The organism is Bradyrhizobium sp. Unk1 (genome assembly GCF_059512345.1).
In genome coordinates this window covers 1-1,371 of record NZ_JCAMOP010000171.1, presented here as the reverse complement: position 1 = coordinate 1,371, position 1,371 = coordinate 1, and the positions used below count along the sequence as shown (strand labels likewise).

At 65.1% G+C, this 1,371-nt stretch carries 1 protein-coding gene; it reads left to right on the top strand.

The genetic code is table 11. From position 1 onward, the window contains the following. The first annotated feature begins 68 nt into the window (after window positions 1–68). The gene (locus AC5ZFO_RS47920; RefSeq protein WP_496124255.1) at window positions 69–1,157 is read left to right on the top strand and encodes an IS110 family RNA-guided transposase; all 1,089 of its coding nucleotides are present in this window, start codon (window positions 69–71) and stop codon (window positions 1,155–1,157) included. The last annotated feature ends 214 nt before the right edge of the window (window positions 1,158–1,371 follow it).

The window sequence follows — 1,371 nt, the reverse complement described above, 5'->3', positions numbered from 1 at the left end:
CAGCGCAAGTGGTCTGCGCGATGAATGACGCGCACAGTGCGCCGCCTCAGCAACGCGGGAGGCGTGTGATGGAATTCTTCTGTGGTTTGGATGTCGGTATGGACGAAACGGCAATCTGCGTGGTGGATGACAAGGGCAAGGTGGCGCTGGAGGTTGCGGTGGTGACCGATCCGGACGCGATCAAGGCGGCGTTGACGCCGTATCTCGGCCGGCTGCGGCGGCTCGGCCACGAGGCGGGCTCGCTGTCGCCCTGGCTGCACCCGGAACTGTTAAAACGCGGCCTGCCGGCGGTGTGCCTGGAAACGCTGCATGTGCGCGCGGCGCTGAAGGCGCAGCGCAACAAGACCGACCGGACCGACGCGCTCGGCCTGGCACATTTGATGCGCACCGGCTGGTTCCGAAAGGCGCACATCAAGAGCGCGGCGTGCTACCGGCTGCGGCTGTTGTTGACGCACCGGCGCAATCTGAAGCGCAAGTTTGTGGATCTGGAGAACGCGATCCGGCATTCGCTGAAGGTGTTTGGCATTCGCCTCAGCCATATTGGCCGCGGCGGATTCGCGCAAGCGGTGCGCGAGGCGGTGGCGGGCGATGCGCTGGTCAGCGAGCTGATCGACGCCATGCTGAACGCGCGCGCCGCGCTGTGGAAGGAGTACTGCCGGCTGCACGATCTGGTGGTCAAGCTGGTCGCCGGACATGAGCTGTGCCGGCGCTTCATGCAGATCCCCGGCGTGGGGCCGGTGGCCGCCCTGAGCTTCATGACCGCAGTCGATGATCCTTCGCGCTTCAAAAGGTCGCGCGATGTGGCGGCGTATTTTGGCCTGACCTCGCGGCGCTGGCAGTCCGGCACGTCGATCGACGTGCAGGGGCGGATCAGCAAGGCGGGCGATGCCGACGTGCGGCGGGCGCTCTATGAGGCGGCCAGTGCGTTGCTGACCCGATTCAAGCGCAAGGACAAGGTCAAGACCTGGGGGCTGGCGATCGCCAAGCGCACCAGCCACCGCAAGGCGACCGTGGCGGTGGCGCGCAAGCTCGCGGTGATCATGCATGCGATGTGGGTCGATGGCACCTTTTACTGCGGCGATCCGGCTGCCTCGCAGGCGGACGTCAGCGCACGTGCCGCCGTCAAGGAGCGCAAGCTGCTCGGCGCCCATGCATGACCAGAACACAAATGTGACGGATCCAAAGACACGATGAGCGCAACAGTTTGAACACGGAGCTCCGCGACAGCGGAAGAGACCTGGTGCAGATCAACGACGACGGAACGCACGCTATCTTGCCTGTGGCCACGCACGTGACGTGCAAGCTGGACCACGCCGGACTGCCTGTGATGTGGCTCCGTCATGCCGATGGAAAATTGCGCCGCGACGGCAT